Here is a 4,133-nt window from a genome sequence, read left to right on the forward strand (position 1 = left end):
CCACCCAAACCCCCACCCACCCAACCGAGTTGCCCACCTACCCCTTCCAACGCGACCGCTACTGGCTCCACCCCACCACCCCCAGCGCCGGCGCCGCCGCCCTCGGCCTCGGGACCACCGACCACCCGTTGCTGGGCGCGGCCGTGGTGCTCCCCGACGGCACCCGGCTCTTCACCGGCCGGGTCTCGCTCCACACTCACCCGTGGCTGCACGACCACGTGGTCTTCGGAACGGTGGTCCTGCCGGGCGTGGCCTTCCTCGACCTGCTGCTCTACGCGGGAGCGCAGGGCGGCTGCGGCCGGATCGACGAGCTGGTCCACCACGCCTTCCTGGCCGTGCCTCCGCAGGGCGCGCGGGACCTGCAGATCACCGTCGGCACCTCCGACGAGACCGACCGCCGCCCGTTCACCATGTACTCGCGCCCGGCCGAGGCCGCGCCGGACGAGGAGTGGACCCGGCACGCCAGCGGCTTCCTGGCCGCCGAGGAACGACGGCCGGCGTTCGACCTGGCCGCCTGGCCGCCGCCCGGCGCCACGCCGGTGGACATCGACGAGTTCTACCGGACCTTCATCAACCGCGGTTACGAGTACGGCCCGATGTTCCAGGGCTTCAAGGCCGGTTGGCGGCTCGGCGAGGACGTCTACGCCGAGATCGCGCTGCCGGAGGACGGCGACGCCGAGACCTACGGTCTGCACCCCGCCCTGCTGGACTCGGCGCTGCACCCGCTGATGCTCTGGTACCACGCCGAGGACGGCGTCCGCCTGCCGTTCTCCTGGAGCGGGGTCACCCTGCACGCGACCGGCGCCCGGCACGTCCGGGTCCGGCTCTCCCGTCCGGAGCCCGACCTGGTGTCGCTCGCCATCGCCGACCGCTCGGGCGCGCCGGTGATGACCATCGAGGCGCTGGCCATGCGCCCGGTCGCCGCCGAGCAGCTCGCGGCGGCCCGCGGCAGGCAGCCGGACTCGCTCTACCAGGTGCGCTGGACCAAGCTGCCCACCGGATCGACCCGCTCGGCCGGCGCGCCCTTCGCCGTTCTCGGTGACAAGGCGCTGGCCAGCACGCTGGGCCGGCTGGGGACCGCCGCCGAGTACCACGAGGGACTGGCCGCGCTCCAGGAGACCGGCCCCGCGGGCGTCGCCGCTCTCCTGCTGCCGGTCGGGACCGACGGCCTGCCGCTCGCCGCCGGTGCCCACGGCACGGCCGCCGCGGTGCTGGCGACGCTCCAGGGCTTCCTCGCCGACGAGCGGTTCGCCGGGACCACGCTGGCCGTCCTCACCCGTGGCGCTCTCGCCGTCCGGGACGAGGAGGACGTGCCGGACCTGGCGGCCTCGGCGGTCTGGGGCCTGGTGCGGACCGCGCAGTCCGAGAACCCGGGCCGGTTCGTGCTGCTCGACCACGACGACAGTGACCTCTCCTGGCGCGCGCTGCCCGCCGCGCTGGCCGCCGACGCACCGCAGGGCGCGCTCCGCGCGGGCGAGCTGCTGGCGCCCCGGCTGGCCCGGGCCACCGTGGCCACCGAGGCGGCGGTGCCGCTCGACCCGGCGGGGACGGTGCTGCTCACCGGCGGCACCGGCACGCTCGGACAGCTGATCGCCCGGCGTCTGGTGACCGAGCACGGCGTCCGGCACCTGCGCCTGGTCAGCCGGAGTGGCCCCGACGCCCCCGGCGCCGCGGAGCTGGTCGCCGGGCTGACGGCGCTCGGCGCCGAGGTCACCCTCAGCGCCTGCGACACGGCCGACGGCGCGGCGGTGGCCGCGCTGGTCGCCGCCGTACCGGCCGAGCACCCGCTGACCGCGGTGGTGCACGCCGCCGGCGTGCTGGACGACAGCACGCTCCCCTCCCTGACGCCCGAACGGCTCGCCACCGTCCTGCGGCCCAAGGTGGACGCCGCCTGGCAGCTGCACGAGGCCACCAAACACCTGGACCTCGCGGCCTTCGTGCTCTTCTCCTCCGTCGCCGGCCTGATCGGCAACGCGGGCCAGGCCAACTACGCCGCGGCCAACACCTTCCTGGACGCGCTCGCCCAGCACCGTCGGGCCCAGGGCCTGGCCGGCCTCTCGCTGGCCTGGGGGCTCTGGGAGCAGGACGGCGGGATGGCGGGCGCGCTGGACGAGGCCGGCCGGGCCCGGCTCAACCGCGGCGGCATCGCGCCGGTGCCGACCGGCCAGGCACTGGAGCTGTTCGACCTCGCGCTGACCCAGGACCGCGCGCTGCTGGTGCCCGCCCGGCTCGACCTCCGCGGCCTCGGCAGCGACGGCGGGACCGTCCCGCCGATGTTCCGCGGGCTGGTCGGGACCACCGCGCGCCGCAAGGCCCGGGACGTGGTGGACACCGCCACCTTCCAGCAACGGCTGGCCGGCCGGAGCGAGGAGGAGCAGGTCCGGAGCCTGCAGGAGCACATCCTGAACCAGCTCGCCACCGTCCTCGGGCACGGCTCCGCTACGGCGCTCGACGGCCAGACCGGCTTTCTGGAGATCGGGCTCGACTCGCTGACCGCCGTCGAGTTCCGCAACACCCTGAACCGGGACACCGGCCTGCGTCTGCCCGCGACCACGCTGTTCGACTACCCGACGCCGGCCGAACTGGCCGCGTTCCTGCGCACCGAGCTCGCCCCGGCGCCGTCGCCGGCGGGGGCCGGGGGCGGCGGCCGGCTGCCGTTCGCGGCGGAGCTGGACCGGCTGGAGGCCGACCTCCCGACGCTCTTCCCGGACGCACGGGACGGTCTGGCCCTGCGCCTGGAGGGCTTCCTGGCCAAGCTGACCGAGTTGCGGCAGGCCGCGGACTCCGCGGCTGCGGTGGCCACCACCGTGCGGATGGACTCCGCGACCGACGACGAGATCTTCGACTTCATCGACAACGAGCTGGGACTGGGGGCAGACGGTGAGTGAGGACAAGCTCCGCGACTATCTGAAGCGGGTCACCACCGAGCTTCAGCAGACCCGGCAGCGGCTGCGGCAGGCCGAGTCGGCGGCCCGGGAACCGATCGCCATCGTGGGCATGGCCTGCCGGTTCCCCGGCGGGGTGAGCAGCCCCGAGCAGCTCTGGGAGCTGGTCGCCGCCGGCACCGACGCGATCGGCGAGTTCCCCGCGAACCGCGGCTGGGACGTCGACGGCCTCTACGACCCGGACCCCGACGCGGCGGGCAGGACCTACGCGCGCCAGGGCGGGTTCCTCTACGACGCGGACGGCTTCGACGCCGACTTCTTCGGCATCAGCCCGCGCGAGGCGCTCGCCCTGGACCCGCAGCAGCGGCTGCTGCTGGAGACCAGCTGGGAGGCGCTGGAGCGGGCCGGCATCGACCCCGCCACGCTGCGCGGGACCTCGGCCGGTGTCTTCACCGGGGTCTCCAACCACGAGTACGCCTCGCTCAACCACCAGGGCCCCGAGGAGATCGAGGGCTACCTGCTGACCGGCAACACGCTCAGCGTGGCGTCCGGCCGGATCTCCTACACCTTCGGGTTCGAGGGCCCGGCCGTGACGGTCGACACCGCCTGCTCCTCCTCGCTGGTGGCGCTGCACCTGGCCACCCAGGCGCTGCGCGGCGGTGAGTGCTCGATGGCGCTGGCCGGTGGGGCGGCCGTGATGGCCACGCCCGGCATGTTCCTGGAGTTCAGCCGGCAGCGCGGGCTCTCCCCCGACAGCCGGTGCAAGTCCTTCGCGAACGCCGCCGACGGCGTGATCTGGGGCGAGGGCGCCGGCATGGTGCTGTTGGAGCGGCTCTCCGACGCCGAGGCGGCCGGGCACCCGGTGCTGGCGGTGATCCGGGGTACGGCGATCAACCAGGACGGCAGGAGCAGCCAGCTGACCGCGCCGAACGGTCCGGCCCAGCAGCGGGTGATCCGGGCCGCGCTGGCCAACGCCCGGCTGACGCCCGACCAGGTGGACGCGGTCGAGGCGCACGGTACCGGCACCCGACTGGGCGACCCGATCGAGGCGCAGGCACTGCTGGCCACCTACGGGCGGGCCCATGCCTCCGAACTCCCCCTGCTGCTCGGATCGTTGAAGTCCAACATCGGGCACACCCAGGCCGCCGCCGGGATCGGCGGCGTGATCAAGATGGTGCAGGCCATGCGACACGGCATGCTGCCCAAGACCCTGCACGTCGACGAGCCGACCCCACACGTGGACTGGAC

At 74.6% G+C, this 4,133-nt stretch carries 2 protein-coding genes; both read left to right on the forward strand.

What is annotated here, in order from left to right:
- Positions 1-2,888: type I polyketide synthase (locus tag ACZ38L_RS38685; RefSeq protein ID WP_465702702.1), on the forward strand; the 2,888-nt coding region annotated here is incomplete at its 5' end.
- A partial coding sequence (locus ACZ38L_RS38690) for a type I polyketide synthase (protein WP_465702704.1) occupies positions 2,881-4,133 on the forward strand: 1,253 nt, incomplete at its 3' end. The genes ACZ38L_RS38685 and ACZ38L_RS38690, both read left to right, overlap by 8 nt.

The sequence above is a fragment of the Kitasatospora sp. NPDC024654 genome (assembly GCF_055559155.1).